22 protein-coding genes are annotated in these 22,677 nt (G+C 46.0%); 12 read left to right on the forward strand and 10 right to left on the reverse strand.

The genetic code is table 11. The features are described from left to right. Nucleotides 1–5: 5 nt before the first annotated feature. The 7 genes from IQ270_RS00220 (at nucleotide 6) to IQ270_RS00250 (ending at nucleotide 3,372) form a co-directional block, all read left to right on the forward strand. Entirely contained in the window at nucleotides 6–332 is a 327-nt protein-coding gene (locus IQ270_RS00220) for a DUF433 domain-containing protein (protein ID WP_193970801.1), read from the forward strand. Nucleotides 333–391: 59 nt separating this feature from the next. Then, entirely contained in the window at nucleotides 392–739 is a 348-nt protein-coding gene (locus IQ270_RS00225; protein ID WP_193970803.1) for a DUF433 domain-containing protein, read from the forward strand. Nucleotides 740–742: 3 nt separating this feature from the next. Next, the gene (locus IQ270_RS00230) at nucleotides 743–1,084 is read left to right on the forward strand and encodes a DUF5615 family PIN-like protein (protein ID WP_193970805.1); all 342 of its coding nucleotides are present in this window, start codon (nucleotides 743–745) and stop codon (nucleotides 1,082–1,084) included. Between the two features lie 94 nt (nucleotides 1,085–1,178). Then, nucleotides 1,179–1,505 carry a DUF433 domain-containing protein gene (locus IQ270_RS00235; RefSeq protein WP_193970807.1) on the forward strand — a complete coding sequence of 109 codons (327 nt, stop codon included), beginning with the start codon at nucleotides 1,179–1,181 and terminating at the stop codon, nucleotides 1,503–1,505. Between the two features lie 3 nt (nucleotides 1,506–1,508). Continuing rightward, nucleotides 1,509–1,850, forward strand: a complete 342-nt coding sequence (locus IQ270_RS00240) for a DUF5615 family PIN-like protein (protein WP_193970809.1) — start codon at nucleotides 1,509–1,511, stop codon at nucleotides 1,848–1,850. Between the two features lie 357 nt (nucleotides 1,851–2,207). Continuing rightward, nucleotides 2,208–2,627 (forward strand): phosphomannose isomerase type II C-terminal cupin domain, encoded by a 420-nt coding sequence (locus IQ270_RS00245; RefSeq protein ID WP_193970811.1) that lies wholly within the window; start codon nucleotides 2,208–2,210, stop codon nucleotides 2,625–2,627. A 403-nt stretch (nucleotides 2,628–3,030) separates the two neighbouring features. Then, nucleotides 3,031–3,372 (forward strand): iron-sulfur cluster assembly accessory protein, encoded by a 342-nt coding sequence (locus tag IQ270_RS00250; protein WP_193970813.1) that lies wholly within the window; start codon nucleotides 3,031–3,033, stop codon nucleotides 3,370–3,372. Nucleotides 3,373–4,072: 700 nt separating this feature from the next. On the opposite strand, the gene IQ270_RS00255 is transcribed toward IQ270_RS00250, so the two are convergent. The 3 genes from IQ270_RS00255 to glpX form a co-directional block, all read right to left on the reverse strand. Beyond that, complete coding sequence (locus IQ270_RS00255) at nucleotides 4,073–7,078, reverse strand: UPF0182 family protein (protein ID WP_193970815.1); 3,006 nt, start codon at nucleotides 7,076–7,078, stop codon at nucleotides 4,073–4,075. A 177-nt stretch (nucleotides 7,079–7,255) separates the two neighbouring features. Continuing rightward, nucleotides 7,256–8,548 (reverse strand): glutamyl-tRNA reductase, encoded by a 1,293-nt coding sequence (locus IQ270_RS00260; RefSeq protein WP_193970817.1) that lies wholly within the window; start codon nucleotides 8,546–8,548, stop codon nucleotides 7,256–7,258. A 148-nt stretch (nucleotides 8,549–8,696) separates the two neighbouring features. Next, a complete protein-coding gene (glpX, locus tag IQ270_RS00265) occupies nucleotides 8,697–9,734 on the reverse strand; it encodes a class II fructose-bisphosphatase (RefSeq protein ID WP_193970819.1) in 1,038 nt (345 codons plus the stop codon). A gap of 779 nt (nucleotides 9,735–10,513) precedes the next feature. On the opposite strand from glpX, the gene ppk1 reads away from it, so the two are divergent. Further along, on the forward strand, nucleotides 10,514–12,697 hold the full coding sequence (gene ppk1, locus IQ270_RS00270; protein WP_193970898.1) for a polyphosphate kinase 1: 2,184 nt from the start codon (nucleotides 10,514–10,516) through the stop codon (nucleotides 12,695–12,697). Nucleotides 12,698–13,154: 457 nt separating this feature from the next. Here the strand turns inward: ppk1 and IQ270_RS00275 are convergent, their stop codons facing one another. Beyond that, nucleotides 13,155–13,325 carry a hypothetical protein gene (locus tag IQ270_RS00275; RefSeq protein WP_193970821.1) on the reverse strand — a complete coding sequence of 57 codons (171 nt, stop codon included), beginning with the start codon at nucleotides 13,323–13,325 and terminating at the stop codon, nucleotides 13,155–13,157. A 194-nt stretch (nucleotides 13,326–13,519) separates the two neighbouring features. Further along, the gene (locus IQ270_RS00280) at nucleotides 13,520–13,780 is read right to left on the reverse strand and encodes a hypothetical protein (protein WP_193970823.1); all 261 of its coding nucleotides are present in this window, start codon (nucleotides 13,778–13,780) and stop codon (nucleotides 13,520–13,522) included. Between the two features lie 320 nt (nucleotides 13,781–14,100). Here IQ270_RS00280 and IQ270_RS00285 point away from each other — a divergent pair, with 320 nt between their 5' ends. The 3 genes from IQ270_RS00285 to IQ270_RS00295 all read left to right on the forward strand — a co-directional run bounded on the left by IQ270_RS00285 (nucleotide 14,101) and on the right by IQ270_RS00295 (nucleotide 16,579). Beyond that, nucleotides 14,101–14,652 carry a DUF2854 domain-containing protein gene (locus tag IQ270_RS00285; protein ID WP_193970825.1) on the forward strand — a complete coding sequence of 184 codons (552 nt, stop codon included), beginning with the start codon at nucleotides 14,101–14,103 and terminating at the stop codon, nucleotides 14,650–14,652. 365 nt (nucleotides 14,653–15,017) lie between these two features. Further along, entirely contained in the window at nucleotides 15,018–16,088 is a 1,071-nt protein-coding gene (locus IQ270_RS00290) for an FAD-dependent monooxygenase (protein WP_193970827.1), read from the forward strand. Nucleotides 16,089–16,111: 23 nt separating this feature from the next. Continuing rightward, complete coding sequence (locus IQ270_RS00295) at nucleotides 16,112–16,579, forward strand: hypothetical protein (protein ID WP_193970829.1); 468 nt, start codon at nucleotides 16,112–16,114, stop codon at nucleotides 16,577–16,579. Between the two features lie 140 nt (nucleotides 16,580–16,719). Here the strand turns inward: IQ270_RS00295 and IQ270_RS00300 are convergent, their stop codons facing one another. The 5 genes from IQ270_RS00300 to IQ270_RS00320 all read right to left on the reverse strand — a co-directional run bounded on the left by IQ270_RS00300 (nucleotide 16,720) and on the right by IQ270_RS00320 (nucleotide 21,496). Next, nucleotides 16,720–17,067 carry a DUF779 domain-containing protein gene (locus IQ270_RS00300; RefSeq protein WP_193970831.1) on the reverse strand — a complete coding sequence of 116 codons (348 nt, stop codon included), beginning with the start codon at nucleotides 17,065–17,067 and terminating at the stop codon, nucleotides 16,720–16,722. 166 nt (nucleotides 17,068–17,233) lie between these two features. Continuing rightward, the gene (locus IQ270_RS00305) at nucleotides 17,234–18,754 is read right to left on the reverse strand and encodes an aldehyde dehydrogenase family protein (protein ID WP_193970833.1); all 1,521 of its coding nucleotides are present in this window, start codon (nucleotides 18,752–18,754) and stop codon (nucleotides 17,234–17,236) included. 263 nt (nucleotides 18,755–19,017) lie between these two features. Continuing rightward, entirely contained in the window at nucleotides 19,018–20,322 is a 1,305-nt protein-coding gene (locus tag IQ270_RS00310; protein ID WP_193970835.1) for an ATP-binding protein, read from the reverse strand. 210 nt (nucleotides 20,323–20,532) lie between these two features. Further along, nucleotides 20,533–21,144: a thylakoid membrane photosystem I accumulation factor gene (locus IQ270_RS00315; RefSeq protein ID WP_193970837.1), complete on the reverse strand. Its 612-nt coding sequence runs from the start codon at nucleotides 21,142–21,144 to the stop codon at nucleotides 20,533–20,535. 91 nt (nucleotides 21,145–21,235) lie between these two features. Further along, nucleotides 21,236–21,496, reverse strand: a complete 261-nt coding sequence (locus IQ270_RS00320) for a hypothetical protein (protein WP_193970839.1) — start codon at nucleotides 21,494–21,496, stop codon at nucleotides 21,236–21,238. A 202-nt stretch (nucleotides 21,497–21,698) separates the two neighbouring features. On the opposite strand from IQ270_RS00320, the gene IQ270_RS00325 reads away from it, so the two are divergent. Further along, on the forward strand, nucleotides 21,699–22,601 hold the full coding sequence (locus tag IQ270_RS00325; RefSeq protein WP_193970841.1) for an undecaprenyl-diphosphate phosphatase: 903 nt from the start codon (nucleotides 21,699–21,701) through the stop codon (nucleotides 22,599–22,601). Nucleotides 22,602–22,677 lie beyond the last annotated feature (76 nt).

A 22,677-nucleotide genomic window follows, 5' to 3' on the forward strand; every position in this document is an offset into this window, starting at 1 on the left:
AAATAATGCTACTGAAAGAATTAGAAAAACAACTCCTTGCCTTAACTCCCGCTGAAAAAATTCAGGCAATACAGCTATTAGTCCAAAGTTTAAGCAATACTTGGCAAGGAATCGAAAAAACTCCGGGCGTGTGTGGCGGCGATGCTAGAATTGCTAAGACTCGCATACCTGTTTGGTCGATGGTAAATTATCGCCTTCTGGGTGCAAATGATGTGCGAATTTTGCAAGACTTTCCTCATTTGAGTGCAGCGGATTTGGCGAATGCTTGGGCTTATGCTGAGGCACACCCAGAGGAAATTGAAGCTGCGATCGCTAGAAATGAGGCAGCCTAAAACATGGCGCAAATTTGCTATAATCTAACTAATATATTCAGATCCGATCGATCGCACTTATGACTATACAAGAATTAGAAACTCAAGTCTCAACCTTAAATCCCGTTGATAAAGCTAAACTCATCAGCATCCTAACTCAAACTTTAACCAACGGTTCTCTAGGCATTAAAAAAACTCCCGGTGTGTGCGGAGGCGATGCTTGTATCGGCAATACTCGCATACCAGTTTGGTCACTGGTGTGCGATCGACGTTTAGGTGCTTCCGATGCTATCATCCTAGAATCATTTCCCGATCTAACCGCCGCTGACTTGGTAAATGCTTGGGCTTATGCTGATGCTTATCCAGAGGAAATTGAACAGGCAATTAAAGAAAATGATGAAGTTATGGAAGAAAGCGAGGTTTATTAAAAGTTGGCACGTTTTTACACAGATGAAAACTTCCCGCTAGCAGTCGTAGAATTATTGCGGGCTTTGGGTCACGATGTATTAACAGCGAGGGAAGCAGGGAATGCAAATCTTCAAATTCCTGACGAAGATGTGTTAGCTTTTTCTGCGAGCAATTACCGAACAGTTTTAACGCGAAATCGCCGTCATTTCATGCGATTACACATTCAAAACTCTGACCATAGTGGTATTGTTGTTTGCACGGAAGACCCGAATTTTGAAAGGCTGGCAACGCGAATTAATGATGCTATTTCTACCCTGGATACTTTGAACGGTAAATTGATTCGAGTTAACCGTCCTTCGATGTGAAAAAAAGCCGTAGCTTGCGGGGCTTGGGCTATCGCCAAATCTAGATTTAAGCTAAAATATTAAACATATATTCCCCAATAAATAGGAATAAACTATGACACTCACCGAATTAAAAATCGATCTAGCCTCCTTAAATTCAGCCGATAAAGCAGCGGCTATAGAAATTTTACTTCAAACCTTAAGCACTGGTGCTATAGGCATTAAAAAGACTCCCGGCGTGTGTGGCGGCGATGCCTGTGTTGGCAATACTCGCATACAAGTTTGGGTACTTGTGGGTTATCGCCGTCTCGGATGCAGCGATGCTGAACTTTTTAAGTGCTATCCCCATTTGACTGCGGCTGATTTAGTCAATGCTTGGGCTTATGCTGATGCTTACCCAGACGAAATTGAACTAGCAATTAAAGAAAATGAGGAAGCCTAAAACATGGCACGAATTTATGCAGACGAACAGTATCCGTTGCCAGTAGTTGAGTTTCTGCGACCTTTAGGTCACGATGTTTTAACAGTTCAAGAAGCCGGAAACGCAGGATTAGGAATTCCTGATGAGGATGTATTGGCTTTTGCAGCGAGTAATGAGCGAGCAGTTTTGACTCTCAATCGAGGGGATTTTATTCGACTGCATCGATCGCAACCCGACCATGCTGGTATTATTATTTGTACTCAAGATAACAACTGGGAAAGACAGGCGACCCGAATTAATGATGCTATTTCTACCCTGGATACTTTGAGTGGTAAATTGATTAGAGTTAACCGTCCTTCGATCTAAAAAAAGCCGTAGCTTGCGGGGCCAGGGCGCGCCCTGGTTAAATCCACAGCAATTGTGAGATTCTGTACGCGGCCTTGACTGCGTGACTAATCACAATTATGTTGAAATGCTTAAGTTCTGTGAAGAGTTGATGTAGATTGGTAAGTTCGATCGAATACCGGGTGACAACAGCTAGGGTAATTTTGCTATGGTTATTAAGGCGGGTCGATCGGGCTGACAAGATTTATCGGTAAAAGTGTAGAGTTCGCTAACTCGTCCGCGCGGGTGGGCTGCGATTTTTACAACAAATTAGCTGGCCTCAAAACCCAACGTCGTTTACCACAGGATTCCGCAAACAATCCTCAAGGAGTGAAAATCATGGTACAAACTCAAGAAATTTCTCAAATATCTACTCTGCTGGCATCAGCAGCATCCAACGGAATAGCCGCTACAGAATTGCGCCCTTGGGGCTCCTTTACCACCCTTGAAGAAGGCCCGGGATATAAAATTAAGCGCATCGAAGTTAAGCCCGGACACCGCCTCAGCCTGCAAATGCACCACCACCGCAGCGAACACTGGATCGTAGTTTGTGGTACCGCAAAAGTTACTTGCGGTGAAACAGAACAAGTTTTGTTTACAAATCAATCTACCTACGTTCCCCAGTGCATCAATCACCGTCTGGAAAATCCGGGAGTTATTCCCCTGATTTTAATTGAAGTACAAAACGGCGAATATCTCGGAGAAGATGATATTGTCCGCTTTCAAGACGATTACGCCCGCACAGAAAAGGCGAAGTAACCATCTAAACTGGTAATGAGTTATTAGTTATTGGTTATTGGTTATTAGTTATTAGTTATTCGCATCGATTAATAACCATAGTCCTGGAGGCATTAGACACCCGTGCAGGACTGAACTAATAACCCCCAACTAATAACAAATAACCAATAACAAATAACCAATAACCCAATAAAATTAATGATTCATCTGACTCAAACAGCAGCCACAAAGGCGAAGTAACCATCTAAACTGGTAATGAGTTATTAGTTATTAGTTATTTGTTATTGGTTATTGGTTATTCGCATCGATTAATAACCATAGTCCTGGAGGCATTAGACACCCGTGCAGGACTGAACTAATAACCCCCAACTAATAACAAATAACCAATAACAAATAACCAATAACCAATAACCCAATAAAATTAATGATTCATCTGACTCAAACAGCAGCCACAGAAGTAAAGCGCCTCAAGTCAAAGCATTCCAACCCCAATGCTTTCTTTCGTCTGGGCGTGGAGTCGATCGGCTGCTCCGGTTTATCTTATACTATGGGTTTTGAAGATGCACCAGGCCCGGAAGATGCTGTATGCGAGTCTGAAGGTGTCCGAGTTGCGATCGACCCCCAGCACTTAAAATATCTCGACGAGCTCACCTTGGATTATTCAGAAGACTTGATGGGCGGAGGTTTCCGGTTCCACAATCCCAATGCAGCCCAAAGCTGTAGCTGCGGCAACTCCTTTTCGGCCAAGGAACAATCAGTAGGATGACACTCAAAGACTTAGAAACTGTTACAGTTTATCGTCAGCAAAGTAAACCAATTGTATTGAAAAATGTAGATGTTTTGACTTTTGCATAACTGTTTCCCGGTTGGTAATTGCCAATTTATGAACTTTTTTCTCAACGGCCGCCGCCAATTGTTAGTGAAGCAAAAACTCAAGCATAATTTGAGATTTTAATACAAGTATTTATTATTAAAAATCACAGTCGTCCCGCCTTTATTAACACAAATTTATATAGCGGTTCTCAAGCTTGGTGAGGTATAAGCTGTCGCGCAAATAAACATTGCAGATTCAGGGCCCGAATAATTTTATTTTTTTGTGACATACAGTTTAAATGCCGCAACAGCTTACCATATACCAGACTTCTTGCAAAAATAGTTAGGACCCGCTCCGAAAGTGCCCATCCCACAAAAATCTTTTTTTATTGTGGGATGGACTTTGAGCATCGTCCCAAAATTTGATTAAAAGGATTTTTGCAATCTTGTCTACTATATACCGTATGCCCGGTTTGGCCTATGCCCACGGATGCCAGCGGCACCTCATATGAGATATCGAAAGGCTATATATAGCGGTTCTCACAAAGGTGAGGTATGCTTTTAGGCCCGATGCTTTTAGGCCCAATTCCCTATTCCCAATTCCCACTCCTAGCACCTCATCTTTGTGAGAAAGGCTATATACATATCCCCCATCAATTCACAGCCGGGGCTGTTGATTCTACAGGCCGAATAATTGCCGGTTTATTGATAGACTTTTCTTGAAAAAGTGCCTTGAGTGCCAAGTCCAGATTTTCGGCCATGACGATGCGGTTTTCATAGGCAACAATAACTCTAACTAAAGTTGGTAAACTATTGCGCTCTGCTTCTAAATAAAGAGGTTCTACGTACAGCAAAGATTGTTCAATTGGAATGACTAATAAATTTCCTTGAATTGCTTTCGATCCCTGGCGATTCCAGAGAGATATTTGTTCCGAAATAACCGGGTCTTGATTAATTAAAGCTTCTATTTGTTCCGGCCCGTAAACTAATCGCTGTTTGGGAAACTGGTATAACAGCAATTTTCCGTAATTTTCGTCGTCCGATCGCCCTGCAATCCAAGCAATTAAATTGTTGCGACTTACTGGTGTAAATGGGAGCAGCAAAATAAACTCTTCGGAAGTTTCCGTCGGCAGTTTCGTAATCAAATAGTAAGGTGCTACCGCCTGCTGTTCGCTGCCATAAATTTCATTGGGAACTCGCCACAAATCCTCCCGATTGTAAAATACTTGCGGATCTTCCATGTGATAAGTTAGCAAGCGTTCCGATTGAAAGCTCAACAAATCTATGGGATATCTAATATGTTTGCGGATAGCTGGAGGCATTTTGTCAAGGGGTTTGAAGACTCCGGGAAAGATCCGAATCCAACTGTCGATAATCGGGTCTGAGGGATTGGTAACATAGAATTCAACTGATCCGTTGTAAGCGTCAATGACTACTTTTACGGAGTTGCGGATGTAGTTAAATTCGTTTTTGCCCGGATCGGAATACGGGTAGCGATCGCTCGCTGTATAGGCATCGATAATCCAGTAAAGATAGTTAGGAGGATTATTAGTTTTTGACGAAGCCTGCTGATTTTTTTTGCCAATGTTATTATTGTTATTTTTTTCTATATCACCTTTATTAAGATTGGCGTTTGCTACTACCAAATACGGGTCTGAATCGTAGCGCAAAAAAGGAGCGATCGCCCGGACTCTTTTGTTAATGTTGCGGCGGTACAACAATTTAGTTTCGGGCGTAAAATTGCGAGTCAGCGCCATTTGCCAATTTTTGAGATACCCAGCAAACAGCCAGCGTCGCCACAGAGAACCGATCGCAATTCCGCCTCTACCGCTGTAATTGTTGTAAACATTTTCTTCGCCGCTGGGATAGTCAAATTCCTTGACTTGTGTGGGTGTCATCACGTCTGTATCTGTGACTGCGCCGTAGTAAATGCGCGGATTGCCGATCGGGATACTCACCCGAACTCGATCGCTAGTTACATCTAAAGCAGTTTCTCCTGTCTCGGCTGCAACTCCAATATCTTTAACAAAATAATCGGGTAAACCGCCGACACCGACTGTGTTTACCGGAGAAAGAGTAAAGCCGTAACCGTGAGTGTACACCAGATGTTCGTTCACCCAAGTTTGAGCTTCCGGCGCAACTGCTGTATAGTCTAGTTCCCGCGCCGCCAGAATTACTTGCTGGCTTTCAGTATCTCCCTTTTTTGCTGTTTTGTTTTTGATCGTGTAGCGATCGATATCCGCATCAGGAAATGTATAATAAGGTCTGATTTGCTGTAACTGTCGGTTAGTTTGCAGCAGCGGTCGCTTGTCCCACAGCCGGATGTTGCTAACAGTCAGTTGATTTTTTTCTAAATCTTTATATGTCAGTTTCCCGGCTGGATCGAAAGTTTTGATTTCGAGTTTTTTGAGGTCAAAAGCTTCTTGAGTAAAGGCAATGCTGCGCTGGATGTACGGCTGTTCTCGCGCTAATTCGTTGGGCTTGACTATCAGTTGCTGCACAATTTTTGGCAGCAGCCAACCTCCCAAAAAACTCAAACTCAGCCACGTTAAAATAATCTGTTTTATCAGTTTATTTTTAATTTTGAATTGCCCAACCTGGTACAGCATCAAAAGTGCGATCGCCAGCGCCAAAATACTCAACAATCCGTAGACGGGCAACCGCACTGTCACGTCAGTATAATTCGCCCCGTAGGTAACGTCTCCGCGCGAGTACATCAACGCGTAGCGCCCCAGCCAGTACCGGAGTGCGGTGGCTAGCATGAAAGCTCCACCTAAGCCGTACAAGTGCCGCTGCTGCGATCGCGAAAACCCCAAGAATATGCCTTTACTCAGGCTATTTCCCGACAGCAAATATGTTAAAGCGCCAGATACTAAACCGTACAAAAATACAACTGTCAGCCCTAAGTTTAGCAACTCCAAAATTGGGAAAACAAATACATAAAAACTAATATTGTGGTTAAAAATAGGGTCAGTCGTGTTAAAATCAGCATGGCGGAAATATTGCAAGACTTTTGTCCAGCTACTGACGGCAATTAGCCCGATCGCCAAACTGAGAAAAAGAGCGATCGCCCGCAGCCAAAAATCCGGCTTAACTGCTACAGCCAAGATTGTCCCCAGCAGCAAGCCCAACTGCCACCACTCAGAAAATAGCTGCACCGCCCCAGGCTGGATTGACTCAATGCCTAACTGTACGGGTATTGGAGGCAAATTGCCCCCTATACCGAGATAGGTGAGGCTGTTTGCAGCTAACAGCCCGCAGTGAATTACCGTCAAAGTGGCGATCGCACTCAATCCGAATACCGCCAACAGCAGCCACGAAAAACTAATTGGAGATTTAGCAACAGGTGATTCGTAATTCTTTCCCGTTTTGTTCCCCATCAGTGAAGCGAATAGCGCCGTCGCCACCGGCGATTTTGTTTCCTGTGCCGGATGTTCCAGGCGGCGAGCTAAAGCCAAATTTCCGAACAAAAAGGCAGAAGAAACAATAATTGCGATCGTCCCCAGCAACCCTTGAGTTTTCAGCTTTAACAGCAAAACCTGAAGATATCCAACTTCCTCAAACCAGAGAATTTCTGCCGCAATGCGGGAGCAAAACTCAAAAAATAACCACAGCCCTACCAGCCCTAAAATTAATTGATAAATTCGCTTAATAGTCATTAGTCATTAGTTTATAAGAGTCATTAGTCATTAGTTTATAAGAGTCATTAGTCAGCAGTCATTAGTCATTAGTTGGGAATCATTAATAATCTTCAACAATAACAAGCGACCAATGACTAATAAAGTTCGCCAGTGGGGACAGCAAAACATGACGTTGGACTAATGACTAATGACCAACTAGCTGTACTGCTGATTGACATCCACATCCAAATTAAACAGCGTTTGCAAAGTCTGCATCGCTTGCCTGCGCGCCTCAATATCCTGCTGAGCGCGCAACTGTACCATCGGATCGTGCAAAATCTTATTCACAATCCCCCTGGTTAAAGATTCAATCACATCTTGATGTTTCTCTGAAAACTCAGAGCCCAGACGCGACAAAGCTTTTTCTAACTCTTGTTCCCGAATCAATTCTATCTTATCCCGCAAACAGCTAATAGTAGGAACAGTTTCCAGACTTCGCCACCAGACATCAAAAGCCCCCACTTCCTGTTCCAGCAGGCCCTGAGCTTCCATTGCCATTTTGCGGCGGCTTTCGTGATTTTGAGCTACCACGGCCTTCAAGTCGTCTACATTAAACGACTTCACATTAGCGAGTTCCTTCGCATCCGAATCAACGTTGCGCGGTACAGAAATGTCCACCAACATCAAAGGGCGGCTCAAGTCTAAAACAGCTTCTAACTTAGCTTTATTTAACAGCGGATCTGTAGCAGCCGTACAGGTAAAAACCAAATCAGAATCTGCAATTACCTGCATCATTTCCGAGAGCAGATACAGGTGCAATTGTGCCTCTTTAAACTGGTCTGCTAGCTCCTGACCCCCCCGCACAGAGCGGTTGACGATCGCAATATGGCTAGCGCCTTTCGAGAGCAAATGCTGCACCAAAAGCCGCGACATTTTACCGGCACCGATAATCGCAATGCGGCTGCTTGCTAAATGCTGACCTTTCAATTGAGCCAATTCTGCCGCCGCCGAACTGATCGAAACCGCACCCGTACCGATGCTAGTTTCGGTGCGAACTCGCTTCCCTGCTGTGAGAGCTTGCTTGAACAAACGCTCTAAAATTCTGCCGACACCTTTGTACTGCTGGGCTAGTTTGTGAGTTTGTTTCACCTGAGCCAAAATTTGTCCTTCTCCGAGCACCAAACTATCGAGGCCCGAAGCAACTCGCATCAAGTGCATCACCGCATCTTCGTGCAGCAAAATAAACAGGTGAGGGCGCAAAGACTGCACATAAACTTTACTGCATTCGGAAAGGAACTGAATCACCTCTCGCACACCAGGTTCCGACTCGCTGGTAACAATATAAATTTCTAAGCGGTTGCAAGTGCTGAGGATGGCAACTTCAAGAATGTGGGGGTAGCCGCGCAATTGGGCGATCGCCGCTTCAATCTTCGGTTCTGGAATGCTCAGCTTTTCGCGAACTTCAACCGGCGCTGTTTTGTGGCTGAGACCTACGACTGCAATATTCATATCTGTGATTTGTCACTATTTATTTCTTACTTGTTAACAGTCACCTGTTATTAGTTCTTAGTTTATCGCTAATTACCAATCACGGGTGACTGTTAACAGTCAACAGTCAACAGTCAACACTCATCAACAGCTAACCGCTAACTAATGACTAATTCAATTGCAGAGATTTCGGCTGGTCAAACATATGGATTGTATCCACAAACCGAGCCGTCTTCGACTGAGAAGAAATTACCAAACTTTCAGTACGAGCGCCGCCGCCAAAAAACCGAACTCCATCCATCAGCGTTCCGGGAGTAATTCCGCAAGCTGCAAACAGCACAGTTTCGCCAGATGCCAACTCTTCAGCATTATAAATCTTGTCTGGATCTGTGATGCCCATTTCTTTAAGACGGGCGAGATTGCTCTCTTTGCTTTCACCGATCAAACCAGTTTTGACAACAGCCGGATCGTAAATTAACTGACCTTGGAAGTGACCGCCCAAACAGCGCATTGCCGCTGCCGAAATCACACCTTCTGGTGCAGCGCCAATACCCATAAGTGCGTGGATGTTGGAACCAGAAAACGCGCAAGAAATTGCTGCCGAAACGTCGCCGTCGCTGATCAGCCGAACTCTTGCACCCGCTTCCCTAATTTCCTTAATTAAACCTTTGTGCCGATCGCGATCCATCACCACCACCACCAAATCTTCAATACTGCGACCTAGGCAATCTGAGATGATTTTGAGGTTTTGGGTTGGCGTCTTGCGAATATCTACATGATTTTTAGCAGCCGCAGGAGCCGCCAATTTGTTCATGTAGAAATCCGGAGCCGCAAACAAACCGCCTTTTTCCGAGATTGCCAAAACTGCCATCGAACCGTTTTGACCGTAAGCAACTAAGTTAGTACCTTCGCAGGGGTCAACAGCGATGTCAATTTCGATCAATTCATCTAGATTGCAGACATCTTTGGCATCTTCGCGAGTACAAATACCTACTTGTTCCCCGATGTAAAGCATGGGTGCGTCATCGCGTTCGCCTTCGCCGATCACGATGCGGCCGCGCATATGAATTTTGTTCATACGCTCGCGCATGGCTTCTACGGCTACGCGATCGGCTTCATCTTTTTCGCCTTTGCCCATCAAGCGAGCGGAGGCGATGGCTGCCTGCTCGACTACTTCGATAATCTCTAAACCGATTACATTGTCCACGAACTATATCCTCCCAAATGCTGATGCTTGCCTGTGCTCTAGAGCACTCCCAGCCATCAAGTTTATCAGAGGCGGGGATCTCGCGAGCGCAAGCAGTTGCTTTGTTTGTGTTAACTTTTGCTTCTTTCTGGCGCGTCGGGCCGGAGGGGGTGTGGGGTGCGGTATGTGGGGGAGATGTGATGTTCCCGCACCCCACTGTATTTTTACTGTATAGAACTCTTGCAAAAATACAGTGCACCTCACGCCAACCCTCCCCGCGAGTTCGGGGAGGGGACAAGATTATTAGACGTAATTGCAAAAATAGTTAGGACGATGCTCGGAGCAACGTCCCACAAGAGTTATTTTTCTTGTGGGACGTTGCTCCGAGCATCGTCCGCTCAATTGATGAAAAGGACTGAGGCAAGAGGTCTCTTCTTGTTTCTCCCCGCGTCCGGGGGGACTTGCGGGGGGTGAATTTGACTTTTGCAAGAGGTCTTATTTTTGTATACGCAGTGCCGAGAAATCAGCGCGTCCTTAGTTGAAACTGCTGATTTTATAGCAACCGCCACAACGCGAGCGGGCATTTTCGAGTGTTCAAATCATGGCTATTATTGCCTCTTCCTCAAGCCGAACTGCCTCCTGCTATAGTTAGGGGTTTTCCACAGGCAAGCCCCGGGTTCGATCGGGTTTTGTATGTCTTGGCCCGCGAATTCGATCGCCCGCTGCGGAGCCGCTACGGCAATACTGCTGCAATACTAAATTGTACAGATACCACCGAGCCTCCCCAAGACTCCCGAACCATGTCCAAGCCAAAAAAGACCCCCGCCAAAAACCAGCCCCAAATCAACCTCAGCGACCCCGAATACTACTTCAACCGAGAACAAAGCTGGCTGGAGTTCAACAACCGCGTGCTCCACGAAGCCCTCGACCCCCGCACGCCGCTCCTAGAAAGACTCAAATTCCTGGCTATTTTTAGCTCAAACCTAGACGAATACTTTATGGTGCGAGTAGCGGCGCTCAAACAGCAAGTAGAAGCAAAAGTCAGCAAATTGACCTCCGACGGCAAGAGGCCCCAAGAACAGCTAGATGCAATCAACAAGCGACTTTTGCCGATGGTGACTCAGCAACACGCCTATTTTGACCAAACCCTGCGGCCGAAATTAGCAGCAAACGGCATCCACATTTTCGACTACATCGACCTCAATCAAGAACAGCGGAATTACTTGCACCGCTACTTCAAAGAACAAGTATTTCCCGTACTCACACCCCTAGCCGTTGACCCCAGCCATCCGTTCCCGTTCCTTTCCAACCTCAGCCTCAATCTAGCAGTAGTTGTCAGAGACCCCAACACCCGAGAGGAATTGTTTGCCCGCGTCAAAGTACCGCAGGTGCTGCCCCGATTTTTGCCACTACCGGAGGATTTGCAGTGGCAGCAAAAAGGCAAGTCTTCTGTGTGGACGGGAGTACCTCTGGAACAGGTAATCGCTCACAATTTAGAGGCTTTGTTTCCGGGGATGGACATTCAGGAATATCACCCGTTCCGCATTACTCGCAATGCGGATTTGACCGTGGAGGAAGATGAGGCGGAGGATTTGTTGCTAGCTATAGAACAGGAACTCCGCAAGCGCCGGTTTACAGGTTCTGCGGTGCGCCTGGAAATTCAAGCGGTTATGCCGCCTGCTGTGCGAGATATGCTCAGAGATGAGTTGGATCTCGGCGAGCAGGATGTTTACGTGGTAGAGGGGCTGCTAGGCCTCAAGGATTTGATGTCTTTGGTCGGGCTGCCAGTGCCGGAACTGAAAGACACCCCCTGGACTCCGGTGGTGCCGCCACGCTTGCGGAACTCGCAATCGTCAATAGTTTTAGGCAAATCGATGTTGGATATCGAGGATGGTGAGGATATTTTCACGACGATCCGCCAGGGAGATGTGATGCTGCACCATCCTTATCATTCGTTTACCGCGACGGTGCAGCGGTTTATTACTGAGGCGGCGCGCGATCGCTCCGTGTTAGCGATTAAGATGACTTTGTACCGCACTTCTGGAGATTCGCCGATCGTCAGTTCTTTGATTGAAGCAGCGGAAAACGGCAAGCAAGTAGCCGTTTTAGTAGAGCTCAAAGCCCGGTTCGACGAAGAAAATAACATTAATTGGGCTCGCAAGTTAGAACAAGCTGGAGTCCACGTTGTTTACGGTTTGGTCGGACTCAAAACCCACACAAAAATTGTGATGGTAGTGCGCCGCGAGGACGGATTTATTCGTCGCTACGTCCACATCGGCACGGGAAATTATAACCCGAAAACGGCTGGACTGTATACGGATGTGGGTTTGTTGAGTTGTCGCGAAGATTTGGGTGCGGATTTGACGGACTTGTTTAATTATTTAACCGGTTATTCGCGACAGGTATCTTATCGAAAATTGTTGGTTGCGCCGGTCAATATGCGCGATCGATTTTTAGCTTTAATCCGTCGCGAGGTAGAATTCTGCCGCTTGAATGCCGAAAATGGCACGGATAGCTGCGGCCGGATTGTCGCTAAAATGAATGCTTTAGTTGACCCTCAAATTATTGTTGCTTTGTACGAAGCTTCGCAAGCGGGAGTGAAAATTGATTTGATTGTGCGGGGGATTTGCTGTTTGCGTCCTGGCGTTGAAGGTGTCAGCGAAAATATCCGAGTTATCAGTATTATCGGCCGTTTTTTAGAGCACTCGCGGATATTTTATTTTTTCAACGGTGGCGACGAAGAGGTGTATATTGGTTCTGCTGACTGGATGCAGCGCAATCTCACAAGACGGGTTGAGGCGATCGTCCAAGTGGAAGATCCGACTATAGTGATGGAGTTACAAGAAATTTTGGGCGTGATGCTGGCGGACAACCGCCAAGCTTGGGATTTGCAATCTGGAGGACACTATTCTCAGCGGCGGCCGCCTGCGAATAACCCGGAGGTGAGTTCCCAACAAATTTTGATGGATATGGCTTTGAGTTAGTTGTTAGTTGTTAGTTGTTAGTTGTTAGTTGTTGGTTGTTAGTTGTTAGTTGTTAGTTGTTAGTCAGTAGGGGCGGTGGATGGTGCGTGCGGGCCCTCAAGCGTCATTAGTCATTAGTCATCAGTCATTGGTCATTGGTCATTGGTCATTAGTCATTGGTCATTGGTCATTAGTCATTAGTTAAGCTGTCGCGCATCTAATTTTCACAGTTGTGTTTATTTAAACTTGTGTGGGTGGGCATCTGATACTTAGTGCCCACTTAACAACCCGCTTTCCCACAATCCGCTAGGGGTTGAAACCCCTGGCGGGTTCCGGGTTAAATAAGCTTGTTGATACCGACGCATCCTGTCAGCCCCAACGATACAAATTAAATGCAAAACAGATTACGATCTAATGACTAATGACTAATGACTAATGACTGATGACTAATGACTAATGACCAATGACTAATGACGACTTAACTGTTAAAAGTACGCTTAAATTCTTCTAACAAATCGTCAATTTCCTCGATCGCCTGACTGACATCGATTCTCAGAGCTCCCAAGTCCGAGCGGTCCAACAGCAGCAGGAGAGATTCCCGCTTGATCTCGATCTCTGCTACGCGTTCTTTGATTGTCTGTGCATCCATTGTTTTCTGCCTTTGCTACTATTTACAAAAATATTTGACATTCCCCCCCCCTGCGAACAGACGAGGATTCTTAATTCACCTACATACCTTTCTGGGCAGAGCCCTCACTGTTTTCATATTGTAAGTGATGAACTTGCTCAGAGTTTTTGAGTCGGTGCTATAGTTCGATCTTACATCAAAACTTCAGCCAATCTTCAGCGCAGAAAAGGCGGACGTTTACTATCTGCAGATTTATTTTTCATCACTTCGGTTAAAAATCGCTTCAGAGCCTTCTCACGGTTTTTCATAAAAGCCGACCAAAATCCCGGTTGATATTCATCCATCGTCTTGGCTAGGGCCCAGACATCGATCGCTAAGATATTATAAAGCCTTTCATCTTCGCGTTTGAGCGAGTTAATCTGCTCTAGAACCGACTTGTTTGTGACCGCAGTTTTTCTGTCTTCGTCTTCGATCATGTCCGAAAATTGGTTGAAAGGGCAAGATGGTCGATCGCGGGTTCAACTCTCTATAATTTAATCATACTGCCGATCTCGATTGCCTTCTGGAACAGGCGCCGCACAATTTACACAGATATTTGCCAGTGGCCTGCGGGGCGTCTCGCCGGCGGGATAAGTTTTTGCAGCCAGAAGCAAAATTGTGCGAGTACAGGGCTCCCGCCCTCATTGACGCTAGCAGTTTTTACAAGTATTTTGGCAAAAAACTAAATTTATTCAAGACTTATTGGCCGATAATAATTAAAGTATCTTGTTTCTGTCCGACTACTTACCTCACGAATATGTTACGTAAAACTTCTTTAGCAAGCCTAGCCTTAGTTGTGGGCGGTATCCTAGCAGTAGTCGGGTTCTATGCCTACTTCACCGACAAACCAACCCTAAACCTAGCCGGGTTTTTTTATGGAATTCCGCTGTTGTTGGGAGGATTGGCCCTGAAAGCCGCCGAACTAGAACCAGCGGAGTTTACCCAACCAACTCCTCCCGAAGTTCTCCTGCTGCGAGAAAGTCAGGCCACAGATACTCAAAACCAAGTCCGCAAAGATATCACCCGATTTCGCTACGGCCAACCCGCGCACTTAGATGATGCTCTCGAGCGCTTGGGGCTGGCCCCGACAGACGAGGAACGGCCTGTCCTCCAAGGGTTGCGGGAAGTAGATGTGGATGGTGCTTACGGGTTAATTCTAGAGTTTTATTCGCCGCTGATAGCGATCGAAGTCTGGAAAGAAAAGCAAGAAAAAATAGCCACTTTTTTTGGACCCGGTTTGCACGCACAAGTGAGTCAAAAGCCTGATGAAAAAATTGAATTGGCTTTAATTAAAAATACTGAAGCTTAAAGTATGCTTAATTTTTGAAGGCGAAAATTTTCAACTCACCCATTATATTATGTCCGGTCAATTGACCACAATCTGTAACGGTTCGATCGTTCGGACTTCAGTCCTCTCTTTGATGCGGACTAAAGTCCGAACGAGCGAACAAATTTTATTATTGTCGTTAGAGCTGACATGATATTAATTATTAATTTTGGCTCGCCAACGATACTGATTTGAGCGGCAGCTTGAAACCTGTCGCTATCAGCAAAAGCTCGTTAGCGAAGCTTGCAGAAGACGATCGCCCATCCAGACCTAGCCCAAATCTTATTTTATGTAATTATAATATTGGTTGAAGAGCGATCGCAATCTTAAAATCAGGAGCAGCACAAATGGTTCCGTCCCAAAGCAGGATAGGTATTATCGGCGCCGGAACATCAGGAGCTTATCTAGCAGTGTTGCTAATTCAACAAGGGTTTCAAGTTGACTTGTTTGAAAAAGCACCCCATCCCCGCACCGACGGCTGCGGTATCCTGATCGTGCAAGCAGGTATGCAAGCACTGCATCAAGGAAACCCGAAAATTACCCAAAAAATTATCGACTCAGGCGATGCTGTCAAAGTATTCGAGTTTCGCAACCTCCGCGGCGGTGTCATCAATTCCGAACCCGTCACCTACGAAGAAAATGAACTCCCCGGAATGCTGGTACACCGCAAAGCTATTTTAGAAGCAATCCTCGACGAGTTACCGGCTGACTGCATTCATTTTAATGGGGAATTAGCATCGATCGCCCAAACCGATCGCAGTGCGATCGCCCACTTTAAAGATGGCACTAAATGGGAAGGCGATCTGTTAATAGGTGCCGATGGAATCCTCTCAAAAGTTCGTCAATCTATAGTTCCAGATGTAGAACTATTTTATTTAGGCGATGTCGTCTGGCGAGGAATAGTCGAAGATAATAGCTTCTGTCCCGAAGGAAACTTTTTTGTTTATGTACGCGGTAGAGGAATTTATGCCAACTTCTTTCACATAGGTAGAGGTCGAACCCATTGGGGTTTCTTTATAGAAAAAGAGCGCAGCAGCTCCGAACTCGGGAAACTGCAACCTACCAATACTACCATGCCTCCCCAAGAACTAGCAAAACTCCCAGAAGATGCCAGAAAACTGATAGAATCAACCCCTTTAGAAAACATTGTTTGTCGTTTTTCCTACGACATTGACCCCCTACCAAAAATCTATGACGGGCGCGTTATCTTAATTGGAGATGCAGCCCACGCCAAAAGTTCCACACGCGCCAGAGGAATGACTTCCGGTTGGGAAGACGGTTTGTATTTAGCCAAACATCTCGAACAGAGCACTAATATTGCCGAAGCGCTGGAAAAATTCCAAGCCGAAAGATTACCGATTGTCCACGAATATCAACGCACTAGCCGTGAAATGAGCCTGAAAATAGGTCGCCGTTAGCAATAAAGAATAGGATCAATCCCATGTCAGAAAATATATCTTACCCTCCTGATTTAGAGAAAGTTCCAGAAATATTCACACGTCACATTGGCACTTGGAAAGGCGAGTATATTAAAACCGATACTCGCGGACATTTTGCTCGCAGCTTTTTGGGTAGTTTTAGCATCTCGATTGAGGGAAGTCACTACCGACAAGTTAATAATTACGAATACTCAGACGGTTCTCGCCTCCAGCTAAATTTTCAAGGAGAGTTTGAAAATCAGATTCTGAAACTGTTTTCTAGCAGCTATTCCGATTTTTCGGCAATTGCGTGGGATGCAGGCCAGGAAGTTATTTGCTTTCGGGCTAATAAAACACAAGATAACGCCCTGATTACCTTCGTAGAAACAATGACATTACTCAGCGAAAATCACCGAATTCGCAGCACTCAAGCCTTTAAAGATGGTGTTTTTGATGGCATCTCATTTATTGAAGAAATACGTTTGCCCTAAACAAAGTAAACACAGCAAAAAACGCCCAACTTCTCAATAGAAATATTATTTCTCTCTTTCCTCTTTCTCTGCGCTCTCTGCGCCCTCTGCGGTTCATTGCAAATAAAATTGCTATAGTGCAAAAATCAAACTAAACAAAGTCAATCAGCATTGACAAACAAACGAGAACGAGTAATAAAACGCTCTCCCTCCGGCCCTTCTAGGGAAAAATCGCTGCCTCCGGGCCCGGATGCTACGTCAATAATTAACTGCGTTTTCTTCCAATGTTCGTATTGCTGCGCTGCGATATAAAAAGGACAACCGCCGATTTTTCCTAGCAATACATCGCCATCGCCGATTATCAATTCGCCATCGGGAAAGCACATGGGAGAACTACCGTCGCAGCAGCCCCCGGATTGGTGAAACATCAATTGTCCGTGTTTGCTTTTGAGATGGTTGATTAATTTTAAAGCGGCTTCTGTGGCGGTGACTTTTTGGATATTTTCCATTTTATCCTGTTTTTGTAGCAATTTTATTTCGTTTTTGAATGATATTTTTTTTATGAACCGCAGAGAGCGCAGAGGGCGCAGAGAAGGAGAGGAAAGAGAGTAAGAAGGAGTTCACGAATCATTGAAGTTTGTCCTTCTTCCTTTTTCCTTCCCAATGACTAAAACTTTAGAAGAAGCCTAAAGCTTTGGGGCTGTAGCTTACTAGCAAGTTCTTGGTTTGTTGGTAGTGATCGAGCATCATTTTGTGGTTTTCTCGCCCGATTCCCGATGATTTGTAGCCGCCGAAGGCTGCGTGGGCGGGATACAAATGATAGCAGTTTGTCCAGACGCGGCCTGCTTGAACGGCGCGGCCCATGCGGTAGGCGGTGTTGATGTCGCGCGTCCAAACTCCGGCACCTAAACCGTAGAGGGTATCGTTGGCAATTTCTAATGCTTCGGTTTCGTTTTTGAAGGTGGTGACTGCTAATACTGGGCCGAAGATTTCTTCTTGGAAAATTCGCATTTTGTTGTTTCCTTTGAAGACTGTGGGCTGGAAGTAATAGCCTTCTTGCAAGTCGCCAGGTAGGATGTTTCTTTCGCCGCCGATCAGGCATTCTGCGCCTTCGGCTTGTCCGATTTTGACGTATTCGGCGATTTTTTCCATCTGGTTGACGGAGACTTGCGCGCCGAGGGCGGTTGTCGGATCTAGGGGGTTGTTTTGTTTGATTTGGCGGATGCGATCGATCGCCCTTTCCATAAATCGATCGTAAATCGATTCCTGAATTAAGGCGCGGGAGGGACAGGTGCAAACTTCGCCTTGGTTGAAGGCAAACATCACCAATCCTTCGACTGCTTTGTCGAGAAATTCGTCGTCTTGGGCGCAGACATCCTCAAAGAAAATGTTGGGGGATTTCCCGCCTAATTCTAGGGTGACGGGGATGACGTTTTGGGAGGCGTATTGCATGATTAGCCGGCCCGTGGTTGTTTCACCGGTGAAGGCTACTTTGGCAATCCGGGGGCTGGTAGCTAGGGTTTTGCCGATTTCGGCGCCGGGCCCGTTGACGACGTTGATGACGCCATCCGGTACTAAGTCGCCGATGATTTCCATCAGTACCAAGATTGAGGCGGGGGTTGGCCCGGCTGGTTTGAGGACGACGCAGTTGCCCGCGGCGAGGGCGGGGGCGAGTTTCCAGGCGGCCATGAGGATTGGGAAGTTCCAGGGGATGATTTGTCCAATCACGCCTAGGGGTTCGTGGAAGTGGTAGGCGACGGTGTTTTCGTCGAGTTCGCCGATCGACCCTTCTTGGGCTCGGATGCAGCTTGCGAAGTAGCGGAAATGGTCGATCGCCAGCGGGATGTCTGCGAGCCTGGTTTCGCGAATTGGTTTACCGTTGTCCCAGGTTTCGGCGGTGGCGAGGCGATCGAGATTTTCTTCCATGCGATCGGCTATTTTGTGTAACACCCGCGCCCTGTCTGCTGGGCTCGTCTTACCCCACTTGTCTTTGGCGCTGTGGGCGGCATCCAGTGCCAATTCTACATCCTCTGCGCTCGATCGGGGGATTTGACAAATTGATTTTCCTGTAATTGGAGAAAGGTTTTCTGAATATTTCCCTTTCACCGGCGCCACCCACTTGCCGCCGATAAAGTTGTCGTAACGAGCTTGAAAAATTGATTGATTGTGGGATTGAACTGGTGCTGCTACTACCATTTTATTACCTGCTTTAAATTTGTTTTTGCGGACTCTTGAAATCTCTTAAATGTCAACTATCGTCTATTTTTTGAAATTTGGTCATTTCCTATACAAAACTTTACAGTTTCCGCTCCAACAGCAGTGCGAGTAGAAAATTAGCAGCGAAATCAACGATCGGCTAATTTCCCAACTCGATTCACAAATATTCAACCGCATTTGTAGAGGCTCGTTTCAACAACAATTTTCAAAACCAGCCCTCAGCCCGCAGTAAATGCTATTAATCAACTGTGCCTGAGCGGAATTTCTATCCGAAACTTAGTACCTTTACCGGGTTCCGAAAAACACTTTAACTCTCCTTTGTGCTGCTCTACAATTATCCGATAGCTGGCAGCAAGTCCCAAAATGCTGCTGTGTTCCCCAGCTTTTGCCATCAAAAATGAATCGGAAATTTGTGCTGTGATATCTTGGCTGATTGCCATGCCGTTATCAGCAATCTCAATAGCAATCCGCTGAGCATCGATCACCTGAGTGCTAATCAAAATCACAGGCTTAAATTTGATTGATTCCGACTCGTCCAGCTCTTGACTTGACTCTTCCAAAGCATCGATCGCATGATTGATAATATTCAGAAAAGCTTGATTGAGCTGACCTGCGTAACACTCGATTTGCGGCAGATTTCCGTATTCCTTCATCACCTTGATGTCCCGCCTGCCCTCGCGGGCGGGCAAGCGGTGCTGCAACAACAACAAAGTATTTTCCAAACCGTCGGAAATATCGAATAACTGCCAGCCCGATCGATCGCTGCGGGAAAAGTCCTGTACCGACAAGATGATTTGGCGGATGCGATCGCTCCCAGTTCGCATGGAACTCACAATTTTCAATAAATCCTCGAACACGAATTCCACATCCATATCTTGCTGTTTTTGCAGAATCTCCGAGTCAGGATTGACTAGGTGTTTTTGATACAATCGCAGCAGTTCTATTAAATCAGTAGCGTAAGTTTGGACGTGAGTTAGATTGCTGTAAATAAAAGTAATCGGATTGTTAATATTGTGGGCGATACCAGATACCAATTCCCCCAAACTAGACATCTTTTCATTTTGCAACACTCGATCGCCCGACATTTGCAATTCTTTCTGAGTTCGCTCCAGCTCCCGCCTCAAACGCTGCGATCGTTTCGCGGCGCGCACCCGCCCCAACAATTCCTGCTTAACTATCGGTTTCAACAAAAAATCGTCAACGGGCTCCTCCAATTCTTGAATTTCTTCAAATTGTTCGGCTGTTGTCAGCAGCACAAAATACGCTGCCCTCAATTGTCGTGAAGCGAAGCTATCCCGTTCTCCGAAGGAGTTCCCGTTCCCCGTAGGGTAGGGTAGGGAATCGGCTTTCACCAGCCGACACACCTCCAGCCAATTGATTTCAGCCGAAGTCCCATCGCAAATTATCGCATCCGGCGAGAATTCCCGCGCTAACTCTAAACCCTCCTTACCGTCAGGAGCGACTTTCACCTGATGTCCCTCCCCTGAGAGCAACTCTTGCACGACTTCAAAAGTCGCAGCATCCGCGATCGTCAAAATCTTTGCCATAACACCGGCTCCACAACTTACTCTTTAGGATACAGCCGCCAGAATTGCACGGACATATTTAAAATTACATAATATTCCTCCCTATGCAGACAGGCCTGACTTTTTGTGGGTGCGCCGCAGCGCACCTGACACCACCAGCACAGTATCGCAAAACAACCGTTCAGGAACCCTTGAAAATTGCTGCGGCAATTAGCTATCAGCAATTAGATATTACTTCGACAATTCGACGTTGAGTTCGTTCACGACACGGCGTTTCAGCGGTAGAGATTTTTCTCTCGGCAACAAGTCAAATACTTTCCTAAAAGCATCATCTACCTGTTCAAAAGGTATTTGTCCTTTTTCGTTAAAAACTACTTTTCCCGATTGGTCGAGGATGACGGTTTGAGGTACAAAACCTTCGTAATAATGACCGGGTTCGGTGAGTTCCGGTGACGGTTCCGGAGGCAAAGAGTCAATAAGTACCGGGATAAAATCGGCTTCGCGTCCGTAAAATTCCTGGAGTTGAGAGACGACGATCGCGTATTGCTTGCTGTCGCTGCTGTCGTCTGTGTAAAACACTAACAATGCGGGCTTTTTGCGTTTGAAAGAATCTGTGAGTTTGACTTTAGGAGGAACTAGGGAACCGTTGCCGGCGTAGAGAGCGAAAATTGTACCGTCGAAGCGATCGTCTGTGAGAGTTGCGAAGGCTGGGGTTGTGCCGGCAAGCAGTATCAAGCTAAGTGCGATCGCCACTGTTAAAAGACTGCCGGACAAGATTCGCCGCAGCAAGCGGATTCCAGAAGCCGCAGTAATAGTTGATTTTTTGAAGGCGGAAAATATCATAGGTTGTTGGCAGTTGCTGTAAGCTGGCTTCATTAAACACAAAAACTATTTTAAGTTTATCAGCAAATGTATGCAAATATTCCTAAATAGGTTAAAGTGGTTTGCAAGCACCCACAATTGGGAGCATCGACAACTTGGTAAAAGTATTTTTTGGTTGAGCGCGATTGTCCTCGAACGCTGGTTTGTACAACCCGTGCGATCGTCCCCGAATATCTCTACAAAAGCTATAGCACTGATCCTCCCCCGCAATTTGCTGAGAGTGGCGATCGACAAGGCAATTCAACTTACCAAAAATCCCTATTTGCATCGGCTTTTCTGGAGCAGGCCCCAAGGGTTCGCGCCACAATAACATTTATTTGTTATGAACTTGGCTTCTAGCTTGTGAAAATAGTGCAAAATGTTAAATTAAACTCATAAGCTATGGTGGGATTTAAACTGTCTGTCAAAAAACAATAAAACAATGAGTGGGGTGGGCTCTGCTGCCCGCCCAGAACATACAATGTTTATTTGTCCGACAGCTTATCTAGAAACTGATAATTGGGAACTGACAACGCATGATAATTTTGCTTGACCCATTCCTCGCCCAAACGCCCGCTGCTGATGTTGGCGGGCCCGCTCCACTCAATCTGGTACAGACAATTGTTTTAGGAATTGTACAGGGATTAACAGAGTTTTTGCCCATCAGTAGCAGCGCTCATTTGAAGGTAGTGCCGATCGCCCTGGGATGGGGCGATCCCGGTGTAGCATACACTGCTGTGATTCAGTTGGGCAGCATTGTGGCGGTGCTTTGGTATTTCTGGAAAGACTTGACAACTATCACTTTGGGTGCTGTCGATGCTGTGGTGCGGCGCGACTACAAATCCCAGGAGTTTAAAATGGCTTTGGGGATTGGTTTGGGAACAATACCTATAGTCTTTTTTGGGCTGCTAATCAAGATATTGGTTCCAGATTTTGACAAGTCGTTTCTCAGGAGTTTGGCCAGCATCGCCATTGCTTCGATCGTGATGTCGCTGCTGTTAGCAACAGCCGAAAAAATTGGCAAGCGCGATCGCACTTATGAAAAGTTAACTGTCCAAGATGGTATTTTCATGGGATTAGGTCAAGCAATGTCGTTGATTCCGGGGTGTTCGCGATCGGGTTCTACCCTAACAGCAGGATTGTTTCTGGGATTGGAAAGAGCCGCCGCCGCGCGGTTTTCTTTTTTATTAGGAATTCCGGCAATTACTCTGGCGGGATTAGTGGAATTGAAGGGTGCTTTGGGAGAAGGAATCGGCGGTGCTGGAGTTGCTAGTTTGCTAGTGGGAACGATTTCGGCATTTATATTTTCTTATTTGTCGATCGCCTGGCTGATGAAATTCCTACAAACTCAAAATATGTGGGTGTTTGTGTGGTACAGGCTGGCCTTTGGCGTAGCTATTTTAACGGCTATCGCAGGTGGAGCATTGCGAAATAGTTAAAACAATACTGACTTGAACCTAATCATAGCCCTTCTCCTAACTGTAAGGTATGTCCGGTAATTGGTAAAGGGCTATT

Origin of the sequence: Microcoleus sp. LEGE 07076 (assembly GCF_015207455.1) — a bacterium.
GTDB lineage: Bacteria > Cyanobacteriota > Cyanobacteriia > Cyanobacteriales > Microcoleaceae > Microcoleus.

What these genes read in the sequence shown, in the direction of transcription:
- IQ270_RS00315 (WP_193970837.1), bottom strand. Translation starts at nt 21,144, where the DNA reads ATGATATTTTCCGCCTTCAAAAAATCAACTATTACTGCGGCTTCTGGA.
- IQ270_RS00290 (WP_193970827.1), top strand. Translation starts at nt 15,018, where the DNA reads ATGGTTCCGTCCCAAAGCAGGATAGGTATTATCGGCGCCGGAACATCA.
- IQ270_RS00225 (WP_193970803.1), top strand. Translation starts at nt 392, where the DNA reads ATGACTATACAAGAATTAGAAACTCAAGTCTCAACCTTAAATCCCGTT.
- IQ270_RS00235 (WP_193970807.1), top strand. Translation starts at nt 1,179, where the DNA reads ATGACACTCACCGAATTAAAAATCGATCTAGCCTCCTTAAATTCAGCC.
- IQ270_RS00320 (WP_193970839.1), bottom strand. Translation starts at nt 21,496, where the DNA reads ATGTTATTGTGGCGCGAACCCTTGGGGCCTGCTCCAGAAAAGCCGATG.
- IQ270_RS00310 (WP_193970835.1), bottom strand. Translation starts at nt 20,322, where the DNA reads ATGGCAAAGATTTTGACGATCGCGGATGCTGCGACTTTTGAAGTCGTG.
- IQ270_RS00300 (WP_193970831.1), bottom strand. Translation starts at nt 17,067, where the DNA reads ATGGAAAATATCCAAAAAGTCACCGCCACAGAAGCCGCTTTAAAATTA.
- IQ270_RS00240 (WP_193970809.1), top strand. Translation starts at nt 1,509, where the DNA reads ATGGCACGAATTTATGCAGACGAACAGTATCCGTTGCCAGTAGTTGAG.
- IQ270_RS00285 (WP_193970825.1), top strand. Translation starts at nt 14,101, where the DNA reads ATGTTACGTAAAACTTCTTTAGCAAGCCTAGCCTTAGTTGTGGGCGGT.
- IQ270_RS00305 (WP_193970833.1), bottom strand. Translation starts at nt 18,754, where the DNA reads ATGGTAGTAGCAGCACCAGTTCAATCCCACAATCAATCAATTTTTCAA.
- IQ270_RS00220 (WP_193970801.1), top strand. Translation starts at nt 6, where the DNA reads ATGCTACTGAAAGAATTAGAAAAACAACTCCTTGCCTTAACTCCCGCT.
- IQ270_RS00255 (WP_193970815.1), bottom strand. Translation starts at nt 7,078, where the DNA reads ATGACTATTAAGCGAATTTATCAATTAATTTTAGGGCTGGTAGGGCTG.
- IQ270_RS00250 (WP_193970813.1), top strand. Translation starts at nt 3,031, where the DNA reads ATGATTCATCTGACTCAAACAGCAGCCACAGAAGTAAAGCGCCTCAAG.
- IQ270_RS00275 (WP_193970821.1), bottom strand. Translation starts at nt 13,325, where the DNA reads ATGGATGCACAGACAATCAAAGAACGCGTAGCAGAGATCGAGATCAAG.
- IQ270_RS00245 (WP_193970811.1), top strand. Translation starts at nt 2,208, where the DNA reads ATGGTACAAACTCAAGAAATTTCTCAAATATCTACTCTGCTGGCATCA.
- ppk1 (WP_193970898.1), top strand. Translation starts at nt 10,514, where the DNA reads ATGTCCAAGCCAAAAAAGACCCCCGCCAAAAACCAGCCCCAAATCAAC.
- IQ270_RS00260 (WP_193970817.1), bottom strand. Translation starts at nt 8,548, where the DNA reads ATGAATATTGCAGTCGTAGGTCTCAGCCACAAAACAGCGCCGGTTGAA.
- IQ270_RS00325 (WP_193970841.1), top strand. Translation starts at nt 21,699, where the DNA reads ATGATAATTTTGCTTGACCCATTCCTCGCCCAAACGCCCGCTGCTGAT.
- IQ270_RS00280 (WP_193970823.1), bottom strand. Translation starts at nt 13,780, where the DNA reads ATGATCGAAGACGAAGACAGAAAAACTGCGGTCACAAACAAGTCGGTT.
- IQ270_RS00295 (WP_193970829.1), top strand. Translation starts at nt 16,112, where the DNA reads ATGTCAGAAAATATATCTTACCCTCCTGATTTAGAGAAAGTTCCAGAA.